The 24,807-nt window shown below is 73.0% G+C and carries 24 protein-coding genes; 15 read left to right on the forward strand and 9 right to left on the reverse strand.

Annotated elements, in window-relative coordinates; translation table 11 throughout:
* Positions 1–86: 86 nt before the first annotated feature.
* Complete coding sequence (locus tag QSK45_RS25155) at positions 87–530, forward strand: GNAT family N-acetyltransferase (protein WP_285560658.1); 444 nt, start codon at positions 87–89, stop codon at positions 528–530.
* A 73-nt stretch (positions 531–603) separates the two neighbouring features.
* Positions 604–1,197 carry a histidine phosphatase family protein gene (locus tag QSK45_RS25160; protein WP_285560660.1) on the forward strand — a complete coding sequence of 198 codons (594 nt, stop codon included), beginning with the start codon at positions 604–606 and terminating at the stop codon, positions 1,195–1,197.
* 198 nt (positions 1,198–1,395) lie between these two features.
* On the opposite strand, the gene QSK45_RS25165 is transcribed toward QSK45_RS25160, so the two are convergent.
* Positions 1,396–2,628 carry a cysteine desulfurase gene (locus QSK45_RS25165; protein WP_285560663.1) on the reverse strand — a complete coding sequence of 411 codons (1,233 nt, stop codon included), beginning with the start codon at positions 2,626–2,628 and terminating at the stop codon, positions 1,396–1,398.
* Between the two features lie 82 nt (positions 2,629–2,710).
* On the opposite strand from QSK45_RS25165, the gene QSK45_RS25170 reads away from it, so the two are divergent.
* The 4 genes from QSK45_RS25170 to QSK45_RS25185 all read left to right on the forward strand — a co-directional run bounded on the left by QSK45_RS25170 (position 2,711) and on the right by QSK45_RS25185 (position 7,439).
* Positions 2,711–3,313: a CGNR zinc finger domain-containing protein gene (locus QSK45_RS25170; RefSeq protein ID WP_285560664.1), complete on the forward strand. Its 603-nt coding sequence runs from the start codon at positions 2,711–2,713 to the stop codon at positions 3,311–3,313.
* A gap of 180 nt (positions 3,314–3,493) precedes the next feature.
* Positions 3,494–6,058: a YfhO family protein gene (locus tag QSK45_RS25175; protein WP_285560666.1), complete on the forward strand. Its 2,565-nt coding sequence runs from the start codon at positions 3,494–3,496 to the stop codon at positions 6,056–6,058.
* A gap of 35 nt (positions 6,059–6,093) precedes the next feature.
* The gene (locus tag QSK45_RS25180; RefSeq protein ID WP_285560668.1) at positions 6,094–7,044 is read left to right on the forward strand and encodes a glycosyltransferase family 2 protein; all 951 of its coding nucleotides are present in this window, start codon (positions 6,094–6,096) and stop codon (positions 7,042–7,044) included.
* Positions 7,041–7,439: a GtrA family protein gene (locus tag QSK45_RS25185; protein WP_285560670.1), complete on the forward strand. Its 399-nt coding sequence runs from the start codon at positions 7,041–7,043 to the stop codon at positions 7,437–7,439. Before QSK45_RS25180 ends, QSK45_RS25185 begins: the two co-directional genes overlap by 4 nt.
* A 211-nt stretch (positions 7,440–7,650) precedes the next feature.
* On the opposite strand, the gene QSK45_RS25190 is transcribed toward QSK45_RS25185, so the two are convergent.
* Entirely contained in the window at positions 7,651–8,391 is a 741-nt protein-coding gene (locus QSK45_RS25190; RefSeq protein ID WP_285560672.1) for a VOC family protein, read from the reverse strand.
* Positions 8,392–8,741: 350 nt separating this feature from the next.
* Between QSK45_RS25190 and argC the strand changes: the two genes are divergently transcribed.
* The 7 genes from argC to QSK45_RS25225 all read left to right on the forward strand — a co-directional run bounded on the left by argC (position 8,742) and on the right by QSK45_RS25225 (position 15,074).
* Positions 8,742–9,770, forward strand: a complete 1,029-nt coding sequence (gene argC, locus QSK45_RS25195; protein WP_285560675.1) for an N-acetyl-gamma-glutamyl-phosphate reductase — start codon at positions 8,742–8,744, stop codon at positions 9,768–9,770.
* Positions 9,767–10,918 (forward strand): bifunctional glutamate N-acetyltransferase/amino-acid acetyltransferase ArgJ, encoded by a 1,152-nt coding sequence (argJ, locus tag QSK45_RS25200; RefSeq protein WP_285560677.1) that lies wholly within the window; start codon positions 9,767–9,769, stop codon positions 10,916–10,918. The genes argC and argJ overlap by 4 nt, the downstream gene beginning before the upstream one ends.
* Positions 10,915–11,823 carry an acetylglutamate kinase gene (argB, locus tag QSK45_RS25205; protein WP_285560678.1) on the forward strand — a complete coding sequence of 303 codons (909 nt, stop codon included), beginning with the start codon at positions 10,915–10,917 and terminating at the stop codon, positions 11,821–11,823. Before argJ ends, argB begins: the two co-directional genes overlap by 4 nt.
* Positions 11,820–13,016 (forward strand): acetylornithine transaminase, encoded by a 1,197-nt coding sequence (locus QSK45_RS25210; RefSeq protein ID WP_285560680.1) that lies wholly within the window; start codon positions 11,820–11,822, stop codon positions 13,014–13,016. The genes argB and QSK45_RS25210 overlap by 4 nt, the downstream gene beginning before the upstream one ends.
* A gap of 7 nt (positions 13,017–13,023) precedes the next feature.
* A complete protein-coding gene (locus tag QSK45_RS25215; RefSeq protein WP_285560682.1) occupies positions 13,024–13,569 on the forward strand; it encodes an arginine repressor in 546 nt (181 codons plus the stop codon).
* Between the two features lie 142 nt (positions 13,570–13,711).
* Positions 13,712–14,299, forward strand: a complete 588-nt coding sequence (locus QSK45_RS25220) for an RNA polymerase sigma factor (RefSeq protein WP_037651164.1) — start codon at positions 13,712–13,714, stop codon at positions 14,297–14,299.
* Positions 14,289–15,074: a zf-HC2 domain-containing protein gene (locus QSK45_RS25225; protein ID WP_285560691.1), complete on the forward strand. Its 786-nt coding sequence runs from the start codon at positions 14,289–14,291 to the stop codon at positions 15,072–15,074. The genes QSK45_RS25220 and QSK45_RS25225 overlap by 11 nt, the downstream gene beginning before the upstream one ends.
* 20 nt (positions 15,075–15,094) lie before the next feature.
* On the opposite strand, the gene QSK45_RS25230 is transcribed toward QSK45_RS25225, so the two are convergent.
* The 7 genes from QSK45_RS25230 to QSK45_RS25260 form a co-directional block, all read right to left on the reverse strand.
* Positions 15,095–16,939: an ABC transporter ATP-binding protein gene (locus tag QSK45_RS25230; RefSeq protein ID WP_285560697.1), complete on the reverse strand. Its 1,845-nt coding sequence runs from the start codon at positions 16,937–16,939 to the stop codon at positions 15,095–15,097.
* Between the two features lie 74 nt (positions 16,940–17,013).
* A complete protein-coding gene (locus QSK45_RS25235) occupies positions 17,014–17,217 on the reverse strand; it encodes a hypothetical protein (protein ID WP_285560700.1) in 204 nt (67 codons plus the stop codon).
* A gap of 95 nt (positions 17,218–17,312) precedes the next feature.
* Positions 17,313–18,086, reverse strand: a complete 774-nt coding sequence (locus tag QSK45_RS25240) for an FAD:protein FMN transferase (protein WP_285560701.1) — start codon at positions 18,084–18,086, stop codon at positions 17,313–17,315.
* Complete coding sequence (locus QSK45_RS25245; RefSeq protein ID WP_285560704.1) at positions 18,079–19,053, reverse strand: FMN-binding protein; 975 nt, start codon at positions 19,051–19,053, stop codon at positions 18,079–18,081. Before QSK45_RS25245 ends, QSK45_RS25240 begins: the two co-directional genes overlap by 8 nt.
* Before the next feature lie 19 nt (positions 19,054–19,072).
* Entirely contained in the window at positions 19,073–20,455 is a 1,383-nt protein-coding gene (locus QSK45_RS25250) for a ferredoxin reductase family protein (protein WP_285560706.1), read from the reverse strand.
* A gap of 59 nt (positions 20,456–20,514) precedes the next feature.
* On the reverse strand, positions 20,515–20,970 hold the full coding sequence (locus QSK45_RS25255; protein ID WP_285560708.1) for an FMN-binding protein: 456 nt from the start codon (positions 20,968–20,970) through the stop codon (positions 20,515–20,517).
* 10 nt (positions 20,971–20,980) lie between these two features.
* A complete protein-coding gene (locus tag QSK45_RS25260; protein WP_285560710.1) occupies positions 20,981–22,333 on the reverse strand; it encodes a ferredoxin reductase family protein in 1,353 nt (450 codons plus the stop codon).
* A gap of 249 nt (positions 22,334–22,582) precedes the next feature.
* Between QSK45_RS25260 and QSK45_RS25265 the strand changes: the two genes are divergently transcribed.
* Both QSK45_RS25265 and QSK45_RS25270 read left to right on the forward strand, forming a co-directional pair.
* Positions 22,583–23,326, forward strand: coding sequence for a response regulator transcription factor (locus QSK45_RS25265; RefSeq protein WP_285560712.1), 744 nt, complete (start codon positions 22,583–22,585; stop codon positions 23,324–23,326).
* Positions 23,323–24,786: a sensor histidine kinase gene (locus QSK45_RS25270; RefSeq protein ID WP_285560714.1), complete on the forward strand. Its 1,464-nt coding sequence runs from the start codon at positions 23,323–23,325 to the stop codon at positions 24,784–24,786. Before QSK45_RS25265 ends, QSK45_RS25270 begins: the two co-directional genes overlap by 4 nt.
* Positions 24,787–24,807 lie beyond the last annotated feature (21 nt).

The raw sequence follows: 24,807 nt of genomic DNA on the forward strand, positions 1-24,807 counted from the left end.
CCCGGGGCGGCCGGGAGCACCGGTCGGTGCGGCGCGGGGGAGTTATCCGTTCGCCTCCCCGCCGCGCGACCTGCGACGATCACGGGATGAGCGACGAAAACCGACTCCGGCTCCCCGACGGCTACGAGTTCTCCACCGACGCCGCCCGTGTCGACGTGGACCTGGTCCACCGCTGGCTGTCCACCGACGCCTACTGGGCGACCGGCCGCACCCGCGAGAAGCACGAGGAGGCCATGGAGTCCTCGATCAACTTCGGGGTCTACGACACGGTCTCCGGCGCGCAGGTGGCCTACGCGCGCGGGGTCACCGACCGGGCGCTGTTCGCCTGGCTCGCCGATGTCTACGTCGACCGCTCGGTGCGCGGCAAGGGCGTGGGCACCGCCTTCGTCGGCGGCATCCGCGACCACCTGGCGGCCTTCGGCGTGCGCCGCATCCTGCTCGCCACGGAGGACGCGCACGGGGTCTACGAGAAGCTGGGCTTCACGCCGCTGGAGCGTCCCGAGACGTGGATGATCCGGCGCTTCGAGTGAGCGGTCGCTCACCCTCGGTACCGCACCGGCGGAAGACCTTGACCCCCGTTCCTCATGGCCCCACCATCACCGCATGCCACTGAGGGTCACGCTCGTCGCCGCCGCGCGCAGTGCGCCGCTGCTCGCGGAGCGGTTCGACGACGACCGGCCGCTGGACCCGGCCGGCTGGGACGAGGTGTGGCGCGCCGCCGGCGAGCTGGTGCCGTTGGCGGCGGCCGAACTGCGCTACTGCTCGCCGACCCGGCGCAGCCGGGCCACCGGCGACGCCCTGGGCTACGCCCCGCTCGCCCAGCTCGCGCTGCGCGAGTGCGACATGGGGCGCTGGCGCGGGCTGACGCTGGGCGAGGCGATGGCCCGTGAACCGGCGGCGGTGGACGCCTGGCTCGCCGACCCGCGCGCCACCCCGCACGGCGGCGAGTCCCTGCTGGCCTTCATCTCCCGGGTCGGCGGCTGGCTCGACACCCGCCCCGCCGACGACGGCGCCCGCGTCGTCGCCGTCGCCGAGCCCTCGGTGATCCGCGCGGCCCTGGTCTACGCCCTGAAGGCCCCGCCCGCCAGCTACTGGAACCTCGACATCCGCCCCCTGTCCACCACCACCCTCACGGGCCGCGGGGGCCGCTGGAGCCTGCGCTTCGAGAACCCGGCCGTCCAGGCGACGCGTCTCTAGCGGGCGGCCGGGCCACGCGCTCCCGGCGTTCACCGCCGTGTGCCGGGGGACCGGCTCCACGGACAGCACCACCGGGACCGGGCCCGCCCGGGTGCCCTCACACGACTACGCATTCCCGCGGGCCGTCCCCGGAAAAGCGCACGCCGATCGGCCCGCACCCGGCGATCCCGGGCCGGGCGCCTCCCCGGGCGGCCGGGTTCACCCGGCGAAGAACTTCTGCGCCGCCCGCACTCCCTCCACCAGCGCGTCTACCTCGGCCGGGGTGTTGTAGACGTAGAAGCTCGCCCGGGTGGTCGCGGGGACGCCGTAGCGGCGGACGAGCGGGCGGGCGCAGTGGTGGCCGACCCGGACGGCCACGCCCCGGTCGTCCAGTACCTGGCCGACGTCGTGCGGGTGGATGCCGTCCACGGTGAAGGAGACGGCCGAGCCGCGGTCGGCGAGGCCGGTGGGGCCGATCACGTGGACGCCCGGGACCTCGGCGAGGAGTTCCAGGGCGCGGGCGGTGAGCGCCTCCTCGTGGGCCGCGACCGCGGGCATGCCCAGCCGCTCCAGGTAGTCGACCGCCGCCGCGAGTCCCACCGCCTGCGCGGTCATCGGGACGCCGGCCTCGAAGCGCTGCGGGGGCGGCAGGAAGGTGCTGCGGTCCATCTCCACGATCTCGATCATCGAGCCGCCGGTGAGGAACGGCGGCAGCTCGCCGAGCAGGTCCGCGCGGCCCCACAGCACCCCGATGCCGCTCGGGCCGAGCATCTTGTGCCCGGAGAAGGCGAGGAAGTCCGCCCCCAGCTCCCGTACGTCGACCGGCCGGTGCGGCACGGACTGGGCACCGTCCACGACGACCAAGGCTCCGCACGCGTGGGCGCGGTCGGCGAGTTCGCGCACCGGGTTGAGGGTGCCGAGGACGTTGGACTGGTGGGTGAGGGCCAGCACCTTGGTGCGCTCGTCGAGGAGTTCGTCGGCCCGGCTGAGATCCAGCCGCCCCTCGTCGGTCAGCCCGAACCAGTCCAGCGTCGCCCCGGAGCGCTCGGCCAGCTGCTGCCAGGGGACGAGGTTGGCGTGGTGCTCCATCTCCGTCACCACGATGCGGTCGCTGGGGCCGAGCCGGCCGGCGTGGCCGAGCGCGTGGGCGACGAGGTTGATGCCCTCGGTGGTGTTCTTGGTGAAGACCACCTCGTCGTCGGCCGCGCCGATGAACCGGGCCACCGTGTGCCGGGCGTCCTCGTACGCCTCCGTCGCCTCGCCCGCGAGCTGGTGCGCCCCGCGGTGCACGGCCGCGTTCCGCGTGACGTAGTAGTCCCGCTCGGCGTCCAGGACCGCCAGCGGTTTCTGGGTGGTCGCCCCGGAGTCCAGGTAGACGAGCGGGGCCCCGCTCGCCAGCGTCCGCCCCAGGATCGGGAAGTCCTCGCGCAGCGCGTGCACATCGAAGGCCACGGCGTCTCACCTCTCACGGCTTCGTGACTGTTTCTCCGTGAGGCACGCTAATCCCGTCTCACGGTGAATCGCAAGGATTACCATGAGAGTCGTGGATCAAGAGACCCCCGTCTACCTGCACCGGCTCCCCGTCCCCGGCGAGGACCGCTACGTCTGCCTGGCCCTGGTCAACAGCCGGTTCCGGGTCAGTCACGGCCAGGTCGACCTGCTCGATGGCGCCGAGGCTGCGCATCTGTGGCTGGTCCGGCACGGACTGCTGCCCGACCGGGTGCCGGTGAACGGCAGGCAGGCCGGCCGGCTGTGTGCGCTGCGGGAGGCGCTGCGGGTCCTGTTCGGGGCGCACGGCACCGGCGCGCTGCCGCCCGCCGACGCCCTCGACACCCTCAACGCCGCCCTCGCCGCCGCCCCCTCCACCCCCCGCCTCGCCTGGACCGCCGACGGACCGCGCCGGGACGACGCCCCCGACGACGGCAACCCGGCCGCCGCCGCGCTGTCCCTGCTCGCCGAGGACGCCACCGAGCTGCTCACCGGCGGCGACGCGGCCCAGCTCGCCGAGTGCGCGGCGCAGGGATGCGAGCGGTTCTTCCTGCGCTCCCACGGCGCGCGGCGGTGGTGCACGACCCGGTGCGGCAACCGGGTGCGGGCGGCGCGGGCCTATGCCGCTCGCGGAGGCACGTCACCTTGAAAACACCTCCGAATAACGCGCCGTAAAGCTCGGGTTTCCTAGCCGGACATCAAATCCTCGGTTTTCGGCCGGTGTTCGTCAAAAAATGCATTGATTTCCGTTGAGGGCACAACCGATCGGAATGTTGCCCCGTCTAAGTCGGCGAAATCCAAGGTGAATTCACTGGGGGCCTGCCGACCGATGGACCGTTCGACCGCGCCGGGTGCCGGACGCCGGGCCGCCGCACTCCTCGCCGCCGTCCTGGCGAGCGTGGGGCTGTGCGGCGGTGATCTGCTGGCCGGCAGTTATCCCTTCGGCTCCCGCACCCGCGCCGTCAACGACCTGGGCAACCAGTACGTGCCGCTGCACGCCCACCTCTGGGACCTGCTGCACGGCAGGGCGGACGGCGGGCTGTTGGTCAACTGGCAGTCCGGATACGGCTCCAGCTTCCTGCCCGACCTCGGCACCTACCTCGCCAGCCCCTTCGCGCCGCTCGTCGCGCTGTTCCCACGGGACCGTATCGACCTCGCGGTGTACGTGATCACCGTTCTGAAGATCGGATGCGCGGCGGCCGCCATGGCCTGGCTGCTGCTCGCCCTGCGGCCCGGCCGCTGGTGGGCGGCGGGGCTGCTCGGGGCGGCGTACGCGCTGTGCGGCTGGACGCTCGCCGCGGACTACAACACCATGTGGCTCGACGGCCTGATCGCGCTGCCGCTGCTGAGCCTGGTCGGCGAGTGGGCCCGCACCGGGCGGCGCCGCCTCCTCGGGGTGCTGCTCGTCGCGCTCGCCTGGAGCGCCAACTTCTACACCGCCTACATGGCCACCCTCGGCGCCGGACTGGTGCTGCTGGCCAGACTGGTCATCGCCGCTCCGCCGCGTCGGCGGGCACTCGCCGCCGCCGGTCGCGCCGCGCTCACCGTCGTCCTCGGCGTGGGGCTCGCCGCTCCGCTGGTGACGGTCGTCTACCTCGGCACCAAGCACGCCTACCCGGGCCGTATCGCGCGGTTCCACCCGGTGCCGGCCGAGGACGTGCTCGCCAGGCTGCTGCCGGGGACCTACAACTACAGCTCACCGGCGCTCTACGTCGGCACCACCGCCCTGCTCCTCGCTTTCGCCCTGCCCTTCCACCGGGCGGTGCCCGTCCGCGTCCGCGCCGGCTGGACCGCGGTGGTGCTCGCGGTGGCCCTCTCCCTCCAGTGGGCGCCCACCAGCCTGGCCTGGCACGCCTTCGCCGTCCCGCAGGGCAGCTCCTACCGGCAGAGCTTCGTGCTGTGCGGGCTGCTGGTCATCGCCGCCTGGCACGCGCTGTCCTACGGCCCGCCGGGCCTGCCCGCCCTCGGTGCCGCGACCGCCCTGCTCGCCCTGGTCGCCGCCGCCGCGAGCCGCTCGAACCCGGTCGACGCGCGCACCTGGCCCCTGGTGCTGCTCGGCGCCGGAGGGGCGCTCACCGGCCTCGTCCTGCTGGACCGCGGCGGGCGGCGGGGAAGGCTCGCCGTCCTGGCCGTGCTCGTCCTGCTCGGCACGCAGGCCGGGGAGAGCGCCGCCACCTCCGCCGTGGCGAGCGGGCTGCGGCTCAAGCACCTGGACGACTACGCGCCCTGGGGCGAGCGGCAGCGGGCGCAGTCCGCGGCGGTCGCCCGCGCCGACGGCTGGCCCCGCTACCGTACCGACCCCGGCCGCGAACAGACCGTCTCCAACGACCCGTTGGTGGTCGGCGGGCAGGGCGCCGCGTACTACAGCAGCCTGACCTCCGACGTCCTCTCCCGCACCCTCACCGCGCTCGGCGGCGGCTGGACCTCGGGCGGCCGGGGCGTGCAGAGCCTCGACAACGCCGTCACCGACGTGCTCTTCTCCGTCGGCGCCCGGGTGCACGACCCGCCCGACCCGCACCGCACCCGCCTGCCCTCGGACACCGCCGCGCCGACCGTCACCCGCCGGGACGTGCCGCCGCTGGTGACCGTGCGGGCCGACCCCGACGACGCGCCCTTCGGCTCCTCGCCGTACCGCAACCAGGAACTCCTGCTCGGCAGCCGCGTCTACACCGTGCCCCGGACCACCGTGCGCGCCGCCGACGGGACGCCGGTGCCCGGCCGCCGGGTCGGCTCCGGGAACGCGCTGACCGGGGCGACGATCACCGCGGGTTGCCCCGCCGGCACCCAGGTGTACCTCGCGGCGCCGCACTTCTCCGGCACCGCGAGGCTCGCCGGGGGCACGGGCACCGCCCTGTTCCACTCCGACGGCGGGCGTGCCGTGGCCGCCATGGAGCCGCTGGGCCGCGCCCCGGCCTCCGGGCGGGTACGCATCGGCCTGGTGCCCGACCGGCCCGGCCGCATCCCGCCCGGCGCCGTCGGCTGCCTGGACACCGCCGGGCTGAGCACCGCCGCAGCCCGGCTCAAGGCCACCGGCGCCACCTCGGTCACCGTCTCCGACGGCACCGTGCACGCCCGGCTCCCCGCCGGGAGCAAGGGACTCGCCGTCCTCGCCGCGCCCCGCATCGCCGGCTGGCGCTGCGCCGCCGGTGACGGCCCGGCCCGTCCCGCCCGTCAGTACCACGGACTGGTCGCGGTCCCGCTGGACGGCACGCAGACCAGCCTGACCTGCACCTTCCACCCGCCCGGCCTGCGGCTGGGCACGAGCGTCGGCCTCGCCTCGCTCGCGGCCCTCCTCCTGCTCACCACGGCGACCGCCGTCCGCCGCCGACGCGTTCGACGGGCCGCCCCGACCACACCACCGGCACCGCGCGAGCGCGTGACAGCCGCGCCCTGACCGCGATCCGACCGCGACCCTGGGGGACACCCGCCATGCTGATATCGATCGTCGCGCCCTGCTACAACGAGGAAGACGTCCTGGAGCGCTTCCACGAAGCCGTCCAGAAGGTCGCCGACGAACTGCTGCCGCTCGGCCACGACATGGAGTTCGTGTACGTCGACGACGGCAGCCGCGACCGCACCCTCACCGTCCTCGAACACCTCGCCGCCCGCGACCAGCGGGTGCGCTACGTCTCCTTCAGTCGCAACTTCGGCAAGGAAGCGGCCCTGCTGGCCGGGCTCAGGCACGCCTCCGGCGACTCGGTCGTGGTCATGGACGCCGACCTCCAGCACCCGCCCGAGCTGATCAAACGCATGATCCAGCTGCGCGAGCAGGGCCACGACCAGGTCATCGCCCGCCGCAGCCGTACCGGCGACCGGCTCACCCGCACCCTCACCGCGCGCCTCTACTACCGCCTGGTGAACCGCCTGGTCGACGTCGAACTCATGGACGGCGTGGGGGACTTCAGGCTCCTGTCCCGCCGGGTGGTGGACGCGGTGCTCGCCCTCACCGAGTACAACCGCTTCTCCAAGGGCCTGTTCGCCTGGGTCGGCTTCCCCAGCACCACCTTCTCGTACGAGAACGCCGTGCGCGAGGCCGGCAGCAGTTCCTGGAACCTGCGCGGACTGGTCAACTACGGCCTGGACGGCGTCCTTTCCTTCAACAACCGTCCGCTGCGCGCCGCCCTCTGGCTCGGTGTCAGCCTGCTGCTGTGCGCCGGCCTCTACACCGCCTGGATCGTGGTCGCCGCGCTGCTGCACGGCGTGCAGACCCCCGGCTACGTCACCATCATCACCGCCGTCACCGCCCTCGCCGGTGTACAGATGGTCATGCTGGGAGTGATCGGGGAGTACACCGGACGCATCTACTACGAGGTGAAGGGCCGCCCGCACTTTCTGGTGAAGGCGACCAATGTGGAACGGACGAAAGACCTCATCCCTTGATAGCGCGACAGATCGTCACCTTCGCCGTGGTCGGCGTGCTCAACACGGCCGTCTACTACGGGCTTTACCTCCTGTTTCTCGCCTGGCTTCCGTATCTCGCCGCGCATGTTCTCGCCTTCGCGCTGAGCATGGTCGGTTCCTTTTTCCTCAATGCGCGGTTCACCTACCGCATCCGCCCCACCTGGCGGAAATTCCTGCTGTTTCCGCTGACCAATGCCGCGAATTTCGTGATCACCACGGTGGGGGTGTACGTGATCGTGGACGTCCTGCACGCCGGAAGCCGTTTCGCCCCGCTGATCGCCTCGGCGGCGGCGATCCCGATCACCTTCGTGGTGTCCCGGTGGATCATGCTGCCGGGGGCTTCGCCGCGAGTGGCGGCCGACGAGGGACCGTAGGCCGGTCCGCCCGAGACGGACGGACGGCCGGGGGAGGCGGGGGCGAGGGCGGTCGACGGCGATGAAGAGGCGCGTCCGGCGTTCTCGCGGTCGGTGCGGTCGGTGCGGTCGGTGCGGTCGGTGCCGTCGGTGTGGTCGGTGCGGTCGGCCAGGCCCCTCGCGAGGCGCGCGCCGCGCAGGAGACCGGCGCTCGGCAGGGCCGGCCCGCGCCTCAGTGCGCGGCGAGGACGCAGAACTCATGGCCCTCCGGATCGGTCAGACAGGTCCACGGGACGTCGCCCTGGCCGAGGTCGAGGTCGGTGGCGCCGAGGGCCCGCAGCCGGGCCACCTCCGTGGCCCTGTCGTCGCCGGGGCCGGGCAGCAGGTCGAGGTGGACGCGGTCGGGCACGGTCTTCCCGTCCGGCGTGCGCACGAACTCGAGGTACGGGCCGACCCCCTCGCCGGAGCGCAGCACCGCCTGCTCGTCGGTCACCCCGCGCACGGCCCAGTCCGTCGCCTCGCCCCAGAACCGGGCCATGGCCACCGGGTCCTCGCAGTCGACCACGACCGCGGCGATCGGCCCGGTGTCCCGGTAGACCTCCCGAGGCTCCAGCACACAGAACTCGTTGCCCTCGGGGTCGGCGAGGACCGTCCACGGCACGTCTCCCTGGCCCACGTCGACGGGCGTCGCGCCGAGTGCCGCCACGCGCGCGAGCAGCTCCGCCCGATGGGCCGCGGAGGTGGTGGCGAGATCGAGGTGCACCCGGTTCTTCGCCGTCCCCTTGGCCGTCGGGACGGGAACGACGTCGACGCCGAGGACGACCGGGTCCGGCCAGACGAGACCGCCGGCGGGCCCGACGTAGGTGGTCACGCCGGGCCGGTAGGCACTCCAGCCGAGGGCCCCCGCCCAGAACCCGCCGACCGCCGGGGGATCGAGCGCCTTGATGTTCACGTGGACGGGTCGCAGTGCCATGCCGGTGATCCTATGCAGCCGCCCGCGCCGGCGTCCGGCGTCGCACGAGGCGCCCCGGTGCGGCGGGTTCCGGCTCACCGGCTACCACTCGCCCGAGTTCGCCGACGCCGGTCGGCGCCCGAGCCGAGCCGGTGCCCATCCCGTGGGACCGCGCCGACGGGGGCCACCAGCTCGTCCGGACCGCGACCGGTCCGACCGCGCCACGACCCCCGCATCCCCGTACATGCCCCCAGGGGAACCGGGAGGTCCACCGCGGATCGTCGTATCACACCCGGCACGCATGCCCATGCAGAGTCATTGCATAAACGTGCAGAGATGCGTATAGTCATGCCATCCAGAGGAGGACGGACATGGCGGTACGTGCGGCGGTTGCCGGAGCGAGTGGGTACGCGGGCGGAGAGGCCCTGCGGCTGCTCCTCGCACACCCCGAGGTCGAGATCGGGGCCCTCACCGCGAACTCCAACGCCGGGCAGCGGCTCGGGGCGCTCCAGCCGCACCTGTGGCCGCTGGCCGACCGGGTGCTGTCCGAGACGACGGCCGAGGTGCTCGCCGGGCACGACGTCGTCTTCCTCGCGCTGCCGCACGGGCAGTCCGCCGCCGTCGCCGAGCAGCTCGGCCCGGACGTGCTGGTGATCGACATGGGCGCCGACTTCCGGCTGAAGGACGCCGCCGACTGGGAGAGGTTCTACGGCTCCCCGCACGCCGGCACCTGGCCCTACGGCCTGCCCGAGCTGCCCGGCGCCCGCGCCGCGCTCACCGGCGCCAGGCGGATCGCCGTACCCGGCTGCTACCCCACGGCCGCGACCCTCGCCCTCTTCCCCGCCTACGCGGCCGGCATCGCCGAGCCCGAGGCCGTGATCGTCGCCGCCTCCGGGACCTCCGGAGCGGGCAAGGCGCCCAAGACGCACCTGCTCGGCAGCGAGGTCATGGGCAGCATGTCGCCGTACGGCGTCGGCGGCGGCCACCGGCACACCCCCGAGATGATCCAGAACCTCGGCGCGGTCGCGGGGGAGCGCGTCACCGTCTCCTTCACGCCGACCCTCGCCCCGATGCCCCGCGGCATCCTCGCCACGTGCAGCGCGAAGGCCGTCGCCGGGGTGGGCACGGACGCGGTGCGGGCCGCCTACGAGAAGGCCTACGCCGACGAGCCCTTCGTGCACCTGCTGCCCGAGGGCCGGTGGCCCGCCACGGCCGCCGTCCACGGTTCCAACGCCGTTCAGGTGCAGGTCGCGTACGACGAGGCCGCGGGCCGCATCATCGCGATCAGCGCCATCGACAACCTGACCAAGGGCACCGCGGGCGGTGCCGTCCAGAGCATGAACCTCGCCCTCGGTCTCGACGAGACCACCGGGCTTTCCACGATCGGAGTCGCACCGTGAGCGTCACGGCAGCCAAGGGATTCCGGGCGGCCGGTATCGCCGCCGGGATCAAGCAGAACGGCAACCCCGACCTGGCCCTCGTGGTCAACGACGGGCCCCGCCGCGCCGCCGCCGCCGTCTTCACCGCCAACCGCGTCAAGGCCGCGCCGGTGCTGTGGTCGCAGCAGGTCATGAAGAGCGGCCAGGTCTCCGTCGTCGTCCTCAACTCCGGTGGGGCCAACGCCTGTACGGGCCCCAAGGGCTTCCAGGACACCCACGCCACCGCCGAGAAGGCGGGGGAGGTCCTCGGCCGCGGCGCCATCGAGGTCGCCGTCTGCTCCACCGGTCTCATCGGCACCCTGCTGCCCATGGACAAGCTGCTCCCCGGCATCGAGACCGCCGCGGGCCAGCTGTCCGAGCACGGCGGCGAGAGGGCCGCCATCGCCATCAAGACCACCGACACCGTGCACAAGACCTCGGTCGTCGCCGGGGACGGCTGGACCGTCGGCGGCATGGCCAAGGGCGCCGGCATGCTCGCCCCCGGCCTCGCCACCATGCTGGTCGTGATCACCACCGACGCCGACCTCGACGGCGCCACCCTGGACAGGGCCCTGCGCGCCGCCACCAAGGTCACCTTCGACCGCGTCGACTCCGACGGCTGCATGTCCACCAACGACACCGTGCTGCTGCTGTCCTCCGGCGCCTCGGGCGTCACCCCCGGGTACGACGCCTTCGCCGAGGCCGTACGACAGGTCTGCGACGACCTCGGCCGCCAGCTCATCGGCGACGCCGAGGGCGCCAGCAAGGACATCAAGGTCGAGGTGATCAACGCGGCGAGCGAGGCGGACGCCGTCGAGGTGGGCCGCTCCATCGCCCGCAACAACCTCCTCAAGTGCGCCATCCACGGCGAGGACCCCAACTGGGGCCGCGTCCTGTCCGCGATCGGCACCACGAGCGCCGTCTTCGAGCCCGACCGGTTGAACGTCGCCATCAACGGCGTCTGGGTGTGCAGGAACGGCTCCGTCGGCGAGGACCGCGACCTGGTCGACATGCGCTACCGCGAGGTCCACGTCACGGCCGACCTCGCCGCGGGCGACGAGACCGCGACGATCTGGACCAACGACCTGACCGCCGACTACGTCCACGAGAACAGCGCCTACTCCTCATGACCACGACCCGTAAACACACGGCCCTGCCCAAGGCGAAGATCCTCATCGAGGCGCTGCCCTGGCTGACCCGGCACCACGGAAAGATCGTCGTCATCAAGTTCGGCGGCAACGCCATGGTGGACGGGGAACTGAAGGCCGCCTTCGCCCAGGACGTCGTCTTCCTGCGGCACGCCGGACTCAAGCCGGTCGTGGTGCACGGCGGCGGCCCGCAGATCAGCGCCGCCCTCGACCGGCACGGCATCGTCAGCGAGTTCAAGGCGGGCCTGCGCGTCACCACCGAGGACGCCATGGACGTCGTACGCATGGTGCTCGCCGGACAGGTGCAGCGCGAACTGGTCGGCCTGCTCAACCAGCACGGCCCGCTCGCCGTCGGCCTCACCGGCGAGGACGCGCACACCATCACCGCCACCAAGCATCTGCCCGAGATCGACGGGGAACTGGTCGACATCGGGCGCGTCGGCGAGATCACCGAGATCGACACCGGCGCCATCGAGGCCCTGCTCGCCGACGGCCGCATCCCGGTCGTCTCCTCCATCGCCCGAAGCCAGGACGACGGTCATGTCTACAACGTCAATGCTGATACGGCGGCTGCGGCACTCGCTGCGGCCCTTGGCGCCGAAACTCTCATGGTCCTCACCGATGTCGAGGGCCTCTACGAGGACTGGCCGCACTCCGACGAGGTGATCAGCCGCCTCACCGCGACCCAACTGGAGAAGCTGCTCCCGGAACTGAGCTCCGGCATGGTCCCGAAGATGCAGGGCTGCCTCTACGCCGTCCGCAACGGCGTGCAGACCGCCCGTGTCATCGACGGCCGGGTGCAGCACTCCATCCTGCTGGAGATCTTCACCGACGAAGGCATCGGCACCATGGTGGTGCCCGACGAGCCCGCAAAGGAAGCACAGTGACGGGGAACCAGGACCTGACCCAGCGCTGGCAGGGCGCGCTCATGAACAACTACGGCACCCCCCGCCTGCCGCTGGTGCGCGGTGCGGGCGCCACCGTGTGGGACGCCGAGGGCCGCGCGTACACCGACTTCGTCGGCGGCATCGCCACCAACGCGCTCGGCCACGCCCACCCGGCGATCATCGAGGCCGTCAGCCGGCAGATCGCCTCACTCGGCCATGTCTCCAACCTCTTCATGGCCGAGCCGACCGTCACGCTCGCCGAACGGCTGCTCCAGCTCTTCGGCCGCGAGGGCCGGGTGTTCTTCTGCAACTCCGGAGCCGAGGCCAACGAGGCCGCCTTCAAGATCGGCCGGCTCACCGGGCGGACCCATGTCGTCGCCACCGAGGGCGGCTTCCACGGCCGTACGATGGGCGCCCTCGCGCTCACCGGGCAGCCCGCCAAGCAGGACCCGTTCCGGCCGCTGCCCGGCGATGTCACCCACGTCCCCTACGGCGACGCCCAGGCCCTGGCCGCAGCCGTCACCGAGGAGACCGCCCTGGTGATCATCGAGCCGATCCAGGGCGAGAACGGCGTCGTCGTGCCCCCGCCCGGCTACCTCAAGGCCGCCCGCGCCATCACGGCCGCGACCGGCGCCCTGCTGGCCCTGGACGAGGTGCAGACCGGCGTCGGCCGCACCGGCACCTGGTTCGCCTACCAGGCGCACGAGGGCGTGCTGCCCGATGTGGTCACCCTCGCCAAGCAGCTCGGCGGCGGACTCCCGCTCGGTGCCACCGTCGCCTTCGGCCGCGCCGCCGATCTGCTCCAGCCCGGTCAGCACGGCACCACCTTCGGCGGCAACCCGGTCGCCTGCGCCGCCGGCCTCGCCGTCCTCGACACCATCGAGGGCGAGGGACTGCTGGAGAACGTCAAGCGCCAGGGCGAGCGGCTGCGCGCGGGCATCGAGGCCCTGGGCCACCCGCTGGTCGACCATGTCCGGGGCGCGGGCCTGCTCCTCGGTATCGTGCTCACCGGGCCCCACGCGCACCAGGTGCAGCAGGCGGCCCAGGAGGCCGGGTTCCTGGTGAACGCCCCCGCCCCCGACGTCGTACGGCTCATGCCCCCGCTGAACCTGCGCGACGACGAGGCGGGCGCCTTGCTCCAGGCGCTGCCCGGCATCCTCGACGCAGGCGGGGACGGACGATCCGGAGAATGAGACGACGATGAGCCAGGCGCAGGAGCACGAGCAGCAGACAGGTGCCGGGCCCGCCGTGCCGCAGACGCGCACCGCACGGCACCGCCGGATCGTGGACATCCTCAACCGGGAGCCGGTGCGCTCGCAGAGCCAGCTGGCCAAGCTCCTCGCCGACGACGGGCTCAGCGTCACCCAGGCGACGCTGAGCCGGGACCTCGACGAGCTGAACGCGGTCAAGATCCGCAACAACGACGGCGACCTCATCTACGCCGTGCCCAGCGAGGGCGGCTTCCGCACCCCGCGCGCACCGCTCGGCGAGTCCGCCAAGGAGGAGCGGATGCGGCGCCTGTCCCAGGAGCTGCTGATCTCCGCGGAGGCCTCGGCCAACCTCGTCGTGCTGCGCACCCCGCCCGGGGCCGCCCAGTTCCTCGCCTCGGCCATCGACCAGGCCGAACTCCACGACATCCTCGGCACCATCGCGGGCGACGACACCCTGCTGCTGATCAGCCGCGACCCGACCGGCGGCCAGGCCCTGGCGGACCATCTGCTCAAGCTCGCGCAGAACGGCCACTGAGCGTCGTACGGACGCCGGGCCCCTGGGACCACCGACCCGCATGCGCGCCCCGGTCCCCCGGCGGAGAATGGGCCTGTGATCCTCCGCGACGGGCGGAACCGGGGACGCAATCCCCGGGCGGCCGTCGGCCGTATACAGGGGTGTGTCGGGTTTGCGGTTCCCCGTGGGTCGCCTCCCGGACGAGGCTCTGCTGTCCGGGCTGGCCACCGGAGACCAGGAGCTGGCCGTCGTCTTCGTACGACGGTTCCAGCACCGGGTCTTCGGTGTCGCCATGGCCGTCACCGGGGACCGCCAGCTGGCCGAGGACGTCGCCCAGCAGACGTTCGAACGCGCGTGGCGGCACGCGCAGATCTACGACTCGCGCCGTGGTTCGGTCACCACCTGGCTGACCACCATCGCGCACAACCTGGCCATCGACGCCGTGCGCGCCCGGCGCACGGAACCGGTGGCCCCCGAGGACCTCGACGCCCTCCTCGGCACCGTCACCGAGACCCCCGAACGCTGGGCGCTGGCCGACGAGGCCTCCGCCCGGCTGCGGGCCGCGGTGTCCCGGTTGCCGCGGGAACAGGCGCGGGCCCTGATGATGGCCGGCATCTACGGAATGACCGCCCAGCAGGTCGCCGACGCGGAACAGATCCCGCTGGGCACCGCCAAGACCCGCATCAGAGCGGCGATGGGCAAACTGCGCACCACCCTGTCGGCTCCGGAGCGAGGCGGCCATGTCCAGTGACGCGAACTGCGAGAAGCTGCGCGAGATCGGCGCCGAACTGGCGCTGGGCGTGCTGCCTGGACGCGAGCGCGCGGAGGCGGTGGCCCATCTGGACCGGTGCGCGGACTGCCGGGAGTTCGTACGGCAGCTGACCCTGGTCGGCGACCGGCTGATCGGCCTGCTGCCCTGTCAGGAACCGCCGCTGGGCTTCGAGACCCGGGTGGCGCGGAGCCTCGCCCAGCAGGCGGCCGCGGACGGCCGCGGCACCGCGCGGGCCTCGGCGTTCCCGGTCCTGCGCAGGCGTGCGCGCCGGGCCCGGGTCCGGCGCGCGGCGGCCGCGGCCGGCCTCGCGGTGGTCGCCGGGTTCGCCGGCTGGGGCATCGGCACCGCCGTGGAGACCGTCACCGCCGCGCCGCCGCACGCCGTGGAGTCCGAGCCGATGCTGGTCGGGGACATGACCGCGGGTACGGCCGACGGGCCGCCCATCGGCGAGGTGTACGCCCATCCCGGCAGCCCCGGGTGGATCTTCGTGACCGTCGACCTCGCCGGACACGGCACCGCGTACACCGGCCGGGTCAGCTGTGTGCTGGAGCGCTCCGACGGCACGACCGTGCGGGTGGGCGACTTCAGCGTGCGCAACGGGCGCGGCCACTGGGGGGCCACGGCACCCGTCGACCCGGACTCCGTCTCCGGAGCCCGGCTGACCTCCGCCGACGGCACGGTCCTCGCCCGCGCCCGCCTCCAGACCGGGCACGTGCTGACCCCTGAGACGCGTGCGCCCTCGCAGCAGACGTGAGAGCGCCTGACGAGGTCGGCTCAGGACAGCACGGCGCCGGTGCTCATCCGGTGCAGCCGGGCGTACGTCCCGTCGCGCACCAGCAGATCGTCGTGGGCGCCGTCCTCCACGACCCGGCCCCGGTCGAGCACCACGATCCGGGTGGCGTCGCGCACGGTGAGCAGGTTGTGCGAGATGACGATGGTGGTGCGGCCGGCCATCAGACGGCGCAGCGGCTCCATGATGCGCCGCCCGGAGCCCGCGTCGAGCCCGGTGGTCGGCTCGTCCAACAGCAGCACCGGCGCGTTGCGGACCATCGCGCGGGCGATGGCGAGGCGCTGGCACTGGCCGCCGGACAGGGTGCGGCCGCGCTGGCCGACGAGGGTGCCGTAGCCCTCCGGGAGCCGCTCGATGAACTCGTGCGCGTCCGCCGCGCGCGCCGCCGCGACGATCTCCGCCTCGGTGGCCTCGGGGCGGCCGTAGGCGATGTTCTCCCGCACGGTGCCGTGGAAGACCAGGGTCTCCTGCATCACCACCGCGACGCTCTCGCGTACGTCGGCGAGGCGCAGGTCGCGCAGGTCGGTGCCGTCGAGCCGGACCGCGCCCCGGTCGGGATCGTAGAACCGCAGCTGGAGCCTGGCGGCCGTGGACTTGCCCGCGCCGCTCGCCCCGACCAGCGCCAACGTCTCCCCGGGCGCCACGTGGAACGACACGTCGGCGAGGGCCCAGGGGGTGGTGCCGGGGTAGCGGAACCAGACGCCGTCGAAATCCACCGCGCCGCGTGCCCGGGTGACGGGACGGGCGTCCGCGCGCTCGGTGACCTGCGGGCGCTGGTCCAGCAGTTCGATGATCCGCTCGGCCGAGGCGGCGGCGGAGTAGAAGGTGGTGCCGAGGCCGGACAGGCCGTGCACCGGGCCGTACATCTTGCCGATCAGAGCCAGGAACACCAGCAGCCCGCCGAGGGTGAGTTGGCCCTGGGACAGCTTCCAGGTGCCGAGTCCCAGTACCGCGAGGCCGCCGGCCACCTCGATGATCTCCACGAGGGGGGCGTACAGGGAGCGGATCCGCGTCGAGGCCATCACCGCGCGGAACCTGCCGACGCTCTCGCGCTCGAACCGGCGCGCCTCCCAGCCCTGCCGGTTGTACGCCTGCACCAGCGCGACATTGCCGAGCACCTCCTCGGCGACCGCGCTGAGCGAGCCGCTGCGCCGTCTGCGCTCGCGGGACGCCTCCTTGATCAGCCGGGAGAAGTGCCGGGCGGCGCCCCAGAACAGCGGCACGATGACCAGCGCGAGCAGGGTCAGATCCCAGCTCAGGTAGAACAACAGGCCGACGAAAACGGCCAGTTGGAGCACGTAGTACAGGGCGTCCGCGACGCCCGACAGCAGAAAGGTCTCGACCGCGTCCACGTCGCCCGTGACGCGGGAGAGCACGTCGCCGAGCCGGCGGCGCTCGAAGAAGCCGAGGGACAGGCCCTGCACATGCCGGAAGACGTCACAGCGCAGGGAGAGCAGGAAGCGTTCGCCGACCCAGGTGGAGGTCATCTCGTCGGCGAACCCGAGGATGCCCGAGCACAGGATCAGTCCCAGGTAGGCCGGGGCGATCCAGAGAAAGGGGCGCAGGTCCCGGGGGACCAGCACCTCGTCCACGACGCTCTTGAACAGCCACAGTTCCCCGGCGTCGACGGCCGGTCCCGTCAGGCTGAGCAGGAGCAGCGGGACGAGCCAGCGGCGGTTGCCGCGGGTGTAGGGCCAGAACCGCCGGAACACCTCGCGCGGGGAGACGACGGGCGCCGCCGCGACGACGGCGTCGGAGGATGGGGAGCTGCCGAAGGACGTCTCGTCGGGGTCTCCCGACGAGAGCAGACGCCGCAGGACGTGCGCCATGGGATGCGTTCCTCGGGGATCGGCCAGGCGGACCGGGTCCTCCGGTCTCCGGTCCGCCTGGTCTGCGGGGGCGGTCAGTAGCCGCCGTGGCCGTGGCCGTGGCCGTGGCCGCCGTGGCCGTGGCCGTGGCCGTGACCGTGCCGGTCGCCGTGACGGTGGCCGTGGTCGTGGTCGTGGTCGTCGTGGTCGAAGCGGTCGAAGCGGTCGTCGTCGTGGTCGTGGCCGTGGTCGTGACCGCCGTGGTCACCCTTGGGCAGCAGACTGCTGAAGATAGCCATGGTGTTCCTCCCGGAAAATCTCTGCACCTGGGTTACGTCCGGGGACGGCGGTTGGATGGCTTCTCCGAGGAAAAATCTCCGCTTGAACCCCTTTTTCACCCCAGGTGTGCGGCCAGCCCCCCGGTGTAGCGCGCCTCACCGTCCGTCGTGAGCAGCAGTGCCTCGGTCTCGGGCAGCGTCCCAAGCCATGCGAGGCCGGCCTCCGAGCCCCGTGCGAACGCGGCCGTGGCCCAGCAGTCCGCCCAGGTCAGCCGGGGTGCCAGCACGGTCACCGACACCAGGTCCGTGACCGCGGGCCGGCCGGTGCGCGGGTCCACGATGTGCGCGCCCCGTTCGGCGGTCCCGGACGTGGCGACGGACAGCTCGGCCGCACCCGCCGCCGAGATCACCGCGGCGAGCCCGCCGGGCCGCAGGGGGTCCGCGACGCCGACCCGCCAGTCCCGCCCCGGCTCGGGCGCACCCAGCAACTGCACGTCCCCGCCGCCGTTGACGCTGACCCCGGTCACCCCGTCGACCCGGGCCAGCCGCCGCGCCGCCCGCTCGGCCGACCAGCCCTTGACGATCCCGGTGGGATCCAGCACCCCCCGGTACCGGGTGCTGAACCAGCCCTCGCTCACCCGCTCGGCCTCCGCCGCCAGCCCCAGCACCTCCGCGACCTCGGGCGCACACTGCTCCACGGCCAGCTCGCCCCGGGCCAGCCGGGACACGTCGCTGTCCTCGCGGTAGGTACTGAACACCGCGTCGACCCGGTGCAGCCGGTCCACGACCTCTCCGAGCGCCGCCCGCACCGCACCGGCTTCCCCGCCGCGCACGTCGAAGGAGAACACGGTCCCCATGACCTCCTCCGCGTGCCGCACCGCCTCACCCATGGACCTGGTCCAGTGCGGACTGGAGGGACTGTTTGTAGCCGCCGCTGGTGTAGGTGGCGCCGGACACGGTGTCGATGCGCGCGCTCCCCGCGGCCACGGCCTCCTGGTCGAGCCTGGGTACGGCCATGGCGGTCTTCTCGCTGTCGAGTCCGCCGTGGGGTGCCTGGATGGCGTCGGCTTTGGTGATCTTGCCGTTGGTGAGGGTGATGCGGACCTGGACGGGTCCGTACTGGGTCTGTGTGACGGCGCCGGTGACGGTGCGGGTGGTGGTCGTCGCCGGTTTCCGTTGGTCCAGTGCGGACTGGAGGGACTGTTTGTAGCCGTTGCTGGTGTAGGTGGCGCCGGTGACGGTGTCGATGTGGGCGTTGCCCGCGGCCACGGCTTCCTGGTCGAGTCTGGGTACGGCCATGGCGGTCTTCTTGCTGTTGAGTCCGCCGTGGGGTGCCTGGATGGCGTCGGCTTTGGTGATCTTGCCGTTGGTGAGGGTGATGCGGACCTGGACGGGTCCGTACTGGGTCTGTGTGACGGCGCCGGTGACGGTGCGGGTGGTGGTCGTCGCCGGTTTCCGTTGGTCCAGTGCGGACTGGAGGGACTGTTTGTAGCCGTTGCTGGTGTAGGTGGCGCCGGTGACGGTGTCGATGTGGGCGTTGCCCGCGGCCACGGCTTCCTGGTCGAGTCTGGGTACGGCCATGGCGGTCTTCTTGCTGTTGAGTCCGCCGTGGGGTGCCTGGATGGCGTCGGCTTTGGTGATCTTGCCGTTGGCGACGGTGATGCGGACCTGGACCGGGCCGTAGCGGGTCTGGACCGTGGTGCCGGTCAGGGTGCCGGGGGCCTGGGACGTGTCCGGCGACGGGGCCGCCGCCGAGGCCGGGCCGGTCGTCGGTTTCAGCGTCACCAGCAGGACGACGCCGGAGACGGTCGCGGCGCCGGCCAGGACGACCCGTCGTACGGGATGGCTCTTCTTCATCGGCCTCTCGCTCCCGGTCCTACATCTCGAAGGACTCGTGGTGGATGCGCCGGGCGGGGACCCCCGCGCCGCGCAGTGCCTCGTACACCGCGTGCGTGAACCCGGCCGGGCCGCACATGAAGACGTCGTGCCGGTGGAGGTCCGGGATCTTCTGGCGCAGGTTCTCCGAAGAGATGTCGGGACGCACGCCGTCCGGGCCGTTCACCGCGTAGATCAGCCGGGCGTCCCGCTCCTCGGCGATCGCCGCCAGCTCGTCCCACAGCGCCAGGTCCTGTGTGCTGCTCGCCCGGTACAGCAGCGTGATGTCACCGGCCCCGCCGGGCAGCGTCTCGAACAGCGCCCGCATCGGCGTGATGCCCACGCCACCCGCGACCAGCAGCACCTTGCCCCGGCTGCGTCGCTGCGCGGTGAGCGCGCCGTACGGGCCCTCGGCCCACACCCGGGTGCCGGGCCGCAGCTCGCGCAGCCGTTCGCTGTGGTCGCCGATCGCCTTGACCGTGATCCGCAGCAGCTCCGGGCGGGGCGCCGCCGACAGGGAGTACGGGTGGGAGCTGAACCGCATCCCGGGGGCCAGGAAGCGCCAGCGGAAGAAGTGGCCCGCCTCCGCGCCCATCCGGTGCAGCCGCTGCCCGCGGATCAGCACCGACACGATGCCCGGGGTCTCCTCCACGACCGCCTCCACCCGCAGCCGGTGCCTGCGGTTCAGCCGGATCGGGACGATGATCCGGTACCAGCACACCAGCGCGGTGACCACGCCGTACAGGCCGTACCAGAACGTCTTGGCCGCGGGCGTCACCGCGAAGTCGTTGCCGGTGCTGATCTGGTGCCAGAAGGTCAGGAACACCGCCGCGTAGGTCAGCAGATGGAGGTGGTACCAGGTGTCGTACGGCATCCGGCGGCGGACCCGGCCGATCGACGTCAGCCCGATGAGCACCAGCAGACCGGTGCCGGCCGCCGCCTTGCCCATGTCGGGCATCTGCTCGACCGACTCGACGGTCTCCCGCACGATGCCGCCGAGCGGCCGGCCCGCCTGGAGCGTGTACGCCCACATCGTGAGCACGACGTGCGCCACGACCAGGCTCAGGGTGTACCGGCCGGTCATCGCGTGCCAGCGGGCCACCCGGTCCGAGCCGACCCGCCGCTCCAGCGCCGGGACGCGGGCCATCTGGAGCACCACCAGCGCCATCAGGTAGCCGGCCAGCAGTCCGGTGATCCGGCCCGCGTTGAGGATCCGGCCCGTGTTGCCTTCGACGGCCGGTGTGTCGTGCCACCAGAGCCAGAGCACGGCGGCCGCGCCGGCCCAGACCAGGAGCAGCAGCGGCACGGCGGGTGAGCGGCGCGGTCGTATCCGGCGCGTCGTCTGCCGCCGTGCGGCGCGTCCGCCCGCGAGGGTGGTGGTCATGGTTCCTCCGTCCGGCCCCGGGCGCGGGCCCTCAGTGGCGTCTCGCATCGGTCGGGTGCTCAGCGGCCCGCCGCGTCCAGCGCGGACTGCAGGGACTGCCGGTAGCCGGTGCTGGTGTACGTGGCGCCGGAGACCATGTCGATCTCCGCGCTCTGCGCGGCCAGCGCCTCACGCCGCAACTGGGGGAGTGCATAGCTGTTGATCTCCTGGTCGCGCGGGTTGTCCTTGGGGTACTGGACGGCCGTCACGTCGGTGAGCTTGCCGTCCTTGATGGTCACCCGCACCTGGACCGGACCCCAGCGGGTCTGCTCGGTCTGTCCGGTGACGGTCTTGGCGGCACCTCCGGGGGTGGCGGGCGCGCTCGCACTGCCCTGGGGGGTCGGAGTCGACGCGCCCGCGACAAGACCCGAACTGGTGTGCGGCTTCAGGGACAGCAGCAGCACCATAGCGGAGGCCGTCGCGGCGCTCGCCAGGACGATGCGGCGCAGGGGCCGGTTCTTCCTCAATGCGTGCATTGCTTGCGCCTCACAGTTCGAACGACTCGTGATGGATGCGGCGATCCGGCAAACCGGCTGCACGCAGGGCCTGGTAGACGTCCTGGGCGAACGCGTGCGGCCCGCAGATGTAGACGTCGTGGCCGGGCAGATCGGGAATGTTCGAGTGCAGCGACTCGGCCGTGATGTGAGGTCGCTCACCCCGCGGACCGTTCAGCGCGTAGAGCACCCTGGCGCCGCGCCACCGGGCTATCGCCTCCAGCTCACCGCCCAGCGCCAGGTCCGCCGCCGAGCGCGCCCGGTACAGCAGGGTGACCTCCCCGGGCAGCGTCTCGAACAGGGCGCGCAGCGGGGTGATGCCGACGCCGGCCGCGATGAGCAGGGACCGGTGGCTGGTGGCCCGGTCGGCGGTCAGCGCGCCGTAGGGACCCTCCACCCACACCCGGGTGCCGGGCCTGAGCAGGGCCACCGCCGCGCTGTGGTCGCCCAGCGCCTTCACCGTGATCCGGAGCAGATCCGGACGGGGCGGCGCCGACAGGGAGTACGGCGTGGACGTCCAGGCCATGCCCGACGCGAGGAACCGCCACCGGAAGAACTGCCCCGGCCGCGCGCCCAGCCGGTCGAGATCCCGCCCGCGCACCACGACCGAGAACACGCCCGGCGCCTCCTGCTGAACCGAGTCGACCCGCAGCCGGTGGCGCCGGTTGAGCCGGACCGGCGCGAGGACCCGGAACCAGATCACGAGCGCCGCGACCCCGAGGTACAGCGCGTACCAGGCGGCGGTGGCGACCGGCTCGCCGTTGAACTGCTCGCCCAGCGACACCTGGTGGAAGAAGGACAGGAACACGGCCGCGTACGTGAGCAGATGGACGTAGTACCAGAACTCGTGGCGGACACGGCGCCGGGCGGCCCGCGCGGAGGTGACGCCGACCGCGAACAGGATCACCGTGCCCGCGGTGGCCTTCAGCATGTCCGGGTAGTCCAGCACCACGGTGACCGTCTCGTGCCACAGCGACGCACGGTCCTGCGCGGCGTACCCGGCGAGGATCAGCGCGACGTGCGCGACGAGCAGGCACACCGTGTACCGCCCGGCCATCGCGTGCCAGCGGGACACCCGGTCCGAGCCCACCCGGTTCTCCAGCAGCGGCACCCGCGCCATCAGGCCGACCAGCACCGCGCAGGCGTACCCGCACAGCAGCCCGGAGAGCCGCCCCGCCCCGGTCAGCCAGCCCGCCGCGCCGACCACGGAGGCGGTGTCCGCCCACCAGAGCGCGAACACGGCCGCCGCCCCCGCCCACAGCACGGCCAGCAGGGGCCCTGCCGGGGAGCGCCGCGCGGTCCCCGGCAGCGGTGGCGCCGCCCGCCTCATGTCCACGGTCGTCATCCGTGCCGCTCCCTTCGTCCGCCGCCGGCCCACCGGCCGGCCACGCCACTGTGCTGGCCGAAGTTCTGAGGCACCTCTCAAAACGGGGCCTCGGGCCGGGTCTTTGAGGGCTTTCTCACAGAGGTCTCAGAGACCTCTCACAAACCGCCCTGACCAGGAGGTACGACACCCTGCCGAGCCCACTCAGAGGAAACTCAGAGCCACCGCGGCGACCGGTCCGCGCGCGCACCCGCGATGCTGGAAGGCGCGATGAACACGACCCGTTCCGGCCGCCCGGCCCTCACCCGCCCCGACGGCACGCCGCTGCGCGTCCTCGTCGTGGACGACGACCCCGACCTCGCCGAGGTGCTCACCGGCGCCCTGCGCTACGAGGGCTGGCAGGTGCGCGCCGCCGCCGACGGCGCCGCCGCCCTCGCCGCGGCGCGCGAGCTGACCCCCGACGCCGTCGTCCTGGACGTGATGCTCCCCGACATGGACGGCTTCACGGTGCTGCGCCGGCTGCACGAGACCCAGCCGGAGGTGTGCGTGCTCTTCCTCACCGCGCGGGACGCGGTCGAGGACCGGATAGCGGGGATCACCGCGGGCGGCGACGACTACGTCACCAAGCCCTTCAGCCTGGAGGAGGTCGTGGCCCGGCTGCGCGGGCTGCTGCGTCGCGCCGGGATGGCCCGCCGCCCGGAGGAGGAGGACCCCGGCCTGGTCGTGGGCGACCTGGTGATGGACGAGGACGCCCGCGAGGTGACCCGGGCCGGCGAACTGATCGAACTCTCGCCGACCGAGTTCGAACTCCTGCGCTTCCTGATGCGCAACCCCCGCCGCGTGCTCAGCAAGGCGCAGATCCTCGACCGGGTCTGGTCCTACGACTTCGGCGGCCGTGCCCATGTGGTCGAGCTGTACATCTCCTACCTGCGCAAGAAGATCGACGCGGGTCGCGAGCCGATGATCCACACGGTGCGCGGGGCGGGGTACGTGCTGAAGCCGGTGACCACGTGAGCCTCCTCGCCCGGCTGCCCCGCTTCCGCACCCTGCGCGCCCGGCTCACCTTCGGCCTGGTGGTGCTGCTGGCGGTGAGCTGCGCCGCGGTCGGCGTGGCCGCCGTGGTCGAGCTGAACGGTTTCCTCACCCAGCGCCTGGACGAACAGCTCGCCCAGGTCGGCACCCGGTTCCCGGAAAGCCTGGAGCACCACGGCAAGCCGCCCAACGACCACGACGGCGACGAGCGGGCCGACACCCGCCGGATGGCCACCGGCACCTTCGGCGCCCGACTCGTGCACGGCACCGTCACCCACAAGGGCCTCATCCGCTCCGGTGACCTCTCCGTCGACCTGAACGTCGCCCTGACCGCGCGCGACACCGCCCGGCTCGGCCGTGTTCCGGTCGACGGCCGCCCGCACACCGTCGAACTCTCCACGCTCGGCGACTACCGCGTCGTCGCCACCCCCGGCCACGACGGCGACGTGCTGATGGCCGGGCTCTCCCTGGAGCCGGTCGAGGCCACGGTGCACCGCCTGGTACTGGTCGCCGGGGTCGTCTTCGGCCTCGCCCTGGTCACGGCCGGGGTGACCGGCGCCCTCTGGGTCCGCTGGTCCCTGCGCCCCCTCGGCCGGGTCACCGCCACCGCCACCCGGGTCAGCGAACTCCCGCTCGCCAGCGGCGAGGTCGCGCTGCCCCCGCGCGCCCCGGACGCCGATCCGCACAGCGAGGTCGGCCAGGTCGCCGCGGCCCTCAACGGCATGCTCGGCCATGTCGAGGACGCGCTCACCAAGCGGCACGCCAGCGAGGAGCGGCTGCGCCGGTTCGCCGCCGACGCCAGCCACGAGCTGCGCACCCCGGTCGCCTCGATCCGCGGCCACTCGGAACTGGCCCTGCTGCACCCGGGCCCGGTGCCGCCGGAGGTTACGCGGGCCCTGGAGCGGATCGCCGCCGAGTCCTCGCGGATGGGGCTGATGGTGGACGACCTGCTGCTGCTCGCCCGCCTCGACGCGGGCCGCCCGCTGGAGCGCGGCCCGGTCGACCTGACGCGGCTGGTCCTGGACGCGGTCACCGACGCCCGCGCCGCCGGACCCGGACATCGCTGGACGCTGGACCTCCCGGAGGACCCGGTCACGGTCCCCGGCGACGCCCACCGGCTCCAGCAGGTGCTGGCCAACCTGTTGGCCAACGCGCGTTCGCACACGCCCGCGGGCACCACGGTCACCGTCACCCTGGAGACCCGCCCCGGCGCCGCCCTCCTCTCCGTCCACGACGACGGTCCCGGTATCCCCGCGGACCTCCGCTCCGCGGTCTTCGAGCGCTTCACCCGGGCCGACCACCGCCGCCGCGGCGACGCGTCCGCCACGGGCGCGGGGCTCGGACTGTCGATCGTGGCGGCGGTGGTGGAGGCGCACAGGGGGACGGTGGAGGTGGAGAGCGTGCCGGGCTCCACGACGTTCCGGGTCGCCTTGCCCCTCTGAAGGGGCGCGGGGGACCACGCG

It is taken from the genome of Streptomyces hygroscopicus subsp. hygroscopicus (assembly GCF_030269125.1).
Classification (GTDB): domain Bacteria; phylum Actinomycetota; class Actinomycetes; order Streptomycetales; family Streptomycetaceae; genus Streptomyces; species Streptomyces hygroscopicus_C.